At 36.2% G+C, this 3,053-nt stretch carries 3 protein-coding genes; 1 reads left to right on the forward strand and 2 read right to left on the reverse strand.

The window, feature by feature from the left end:
- Positions 1-119: 119 nt before the first annotated feature.
- A complete protein-coding gene (locus AC1DJR_RS23980; protein ID WP_131245360.1) occupies positions 120-632 on the reverse strand; it encodes a DUF2690 domain-containing protein in 513 nt (170 codons plus the stop codon).
- Positions 633-933: 301 nt separating this feature from the next.
- Positions 934-1,827 carry a LysR family transcriptional regulator gene (locus tag AC1DJR_RS23985; RefSeq protein ID WP_477003673.1) on the reverse strand — a complete coding sequence of 298 codons (894 nt, stop codon included), beginning with the start codon at positions 1,825-1,827 and terminating at the stop codon, positions 934-936.
- Positions 1,828-1,950: 123 nt separating this feature from the next.
- Between AC1DJR_RS23985 and AC1DJR_RS23990 the strand changes: the two genes are divergently transcribed.
- Entirely contained in the window at positions 1,951-2,916 is a 966-nt protein-coding gene (locus AC1DJR_RS23990; RefSeq protein ID WP_429687917.1) for a quinone oxidoreductase family protein, read from the forward strand.
- The last annotated feature ends 137 nt before the right edge of the window (positions 2,917-3,053 follow it).

A 3,053-nucleotide genomic window follows, 5' to 3' on the forward strand; every position in this document is an offset into this window, starting at 1 on the left:
GTCTTCTGCATATGCTTTATCACTATTGGTCGTACTAAACATACTAGTTACAATGAGCAACGCCAGACAAAGACATGCGCTTACCTTTTTAAAAAGTTTCATAGAATTTCACTCCTTTATTAATAACGTCCAGTTTTCCCGTAACCATTATTAATCGTCACCGCTTCAGCATCAGCTGTATAACCAAAATCAGCAGTTAAATCAAATACCATTCCTGTATACGTGCTCGTTTGACCTGTTTTTATTGCTCCATTACCACTATTAGAGTCTACTGATTTTTGAAATACACCGTTTTTATATTTATTAATAACAGCGTAAGCATATATCCCTCCAGAAACGGAAGGTGCTGGTTGATCTAAAACAAGCTTAGACCATGCTGCGTGACATTTATTACTGTAACGTAAATACACTGTCCCTACTTTTTTACTACCCTCGTACACCGCTGTAGACTTTGCATTAAATCCATCTGCATCACACGTTGTACTTCCCCCGTATACTTTTGTTGTTGCTGGATTTTTCCCGTCATAATAACTACTTAAATCAGTAGCTGCAAATGTATTTCCTTGGAAACTAAATAATACACCTATACTTGCCGCACTTAACACGCATACTTTCATTAACTTTTTAAACATTTTAAATTCCCCCCTCAAAATAAGTACGTATACTAAAGACAACCTATACTGCTATGTAAGCCCTCCTTTCATGCTTCCTAGAGGCATCTTACAGAAACGAATAAACGTTGTAAATTCCCTTATGGTTATTGGAATATACGAAGAAATTTACTTATCCGTCTAAGAAAAAAAGTTGAGAAATACACATTTTATAGCATCCTTTATTTAAAACATAAAAGAACCGATACTTGTTACATGCAAGCATCGGTTCTTTATACAAAAGTGCCATTTTTTCTTTTATATAAAATAAATATTTCTCCACTTAATCCGTTGTAAAAGACTCCCTCGTTACATCAATAAATTGCTGTAACGGCGATGTCATCCATTTATCTTTATGCCAAGCAATTTGTGTATAGATCGGAGTGATTGTATTCTTTAAAACTAATTCCTTTATCGTTCCCTCTCGTATATCTTTTTCTACTACTATTGCTGGCAAAACGGCTATTCCTAAATCTGCAATAACACATTGTTTAATTGCCTCGACACTAACAAAYTCAATCYTATTTGCTGGRTATACATCTTCTGTACGAAATARCTCTTCAAATAAAGTCCGATACGAGCAACCCAGCTCCGTTAATAAAAGTGTTTCACTCTCTAAATCTTTTATAGAAACGGAAGGTTGTTCAAGTAAACGATGCGTAGGAGCAGCTACTACTTTTAATTCTTCTTTCATAAGTGGCTCCACATGTAAAACATCTTCTGTTTTACATTCGTCTAAGATGAATGCAAGGTCTACTTTCCCCTCCATCAATTGCTCTTTCGCATCTTTATTGGAATGCGCAGGTTTAAATATAAGTTTTATTTGGGGAAATTGTGCTTTAAATTTCTTTAATATAGATGGAAGCCTATATGTACATTGACTTTCTTGTGCACCGATTATTAACGTACCCGCTATTTCCTCATCATCTTTCACAACCATTTTCGCTTCATCACTAAGTGCGATCATCTTATCGGCATATAGTTGAAACTTCCTTCCTGCTTCAGTTAAGAAAAGACGTTTTCCTAATCTCTCAAATAACGGTGTACCGAGCTCAGCCTCTAACGTTTTAATTTGCGCTGTCACACTCGATTGTGCAAAGTTTAATTTCTTCGCAGTTTGTGTAAAGTTCAAAGTCTCTGCCGCTACTTTAAATGTAATTAATTGTTTTATCTCCATTTATCATCCCTCTTTTCAATCGATATTTCCGATTGATTCCATCGAAATAATTCTCTTTGTCTATTGATATTTGTATTGTATGATAAAGAGCATCTACAAACAATATAAATGGAGGTATTCCATATGAAAGCACTTTATTTCGAACAGTTCGGAAATACTGATGTACTACAATATAAAGAAATACCTGATCCAATCATAAATCCAAATGAAATTCTTGTTCGCATGCAAGCAATCGGTTTAAATTTCGCTGATATTTATAGACGCCGCGGCGATTATCATCTCGCTGGTAACCCGCCTTATATATTAGGTTATGAAGGGGCTGGTATTGTTGAAAAAGTAGGAATTAACGTTACTACTATCAATCCCGGAGACCGCATTGCATTTGCTGACGCTCCATTCGCAAATGCAGAATTAGTTGCCGTTCCATCTGAAAAAGCAATTCCACTTCCAGATTCTATTTCTTTTGAAACAGCCGCTTCTGTCTTATTACAAGGATTAACAGCACATTATTTAACGAAAGATAGCTATCAAATAAAACAGGGTGATATAGCATTAGTACATGCCGCAGCTGGTGGTGTTGGTCAGCTTCTCATCCAAATGATTAAACTACAGGGCGGAAAAGTAATCGGCCTCACGTCATCCAACGAAAAAGCAAAAGTAGCCATGTTAGCTGGTGCTGATCACTTATTTTTATATACTGAAGCATGGCATACGAAAGTACTTGAATTGACTAATGGTGCCGGAGTAAATGTTGTGTATGAATCAGTAGGTTCTACACTCGCGGAAAGTTTTAAAGCAACTAAAAATGGTGGTACTGTCGTATTTTACGGAATGGCTGGCGGTAATCCCGCGCCTGTTGATCCACGTATGCTTATGGATACTTCAAAAACTTTAACGGGTGGAGACCTTTGGAACGTGCTTACTACTTTTGAAGAACGTAAGCAGCGCTCTACTCAATTATTTGATTGGATTACGACTGGAAAATTAAACATCGCGAGTCCTACTACATTCTCTTTACAAGATGGTGCTCTTGCACATGAATTATTAGAGAGCCGTAAAAGTACTGGGAAGATTTTATTAACCCCATAATTTACAAAATAAGAAAGGGAAGCTAGATTTTCTAGCTTCCCTTTCTTATTTCTATTTGAGATATAATTATATTTCCACACTTTCTTTTCCTTTTTCAACATAACTCATATCCCCAACCGATTCGACTGTATATGTTC

Source organism: Bacillus sp. 05T31, from assembly GCF_056396725.1.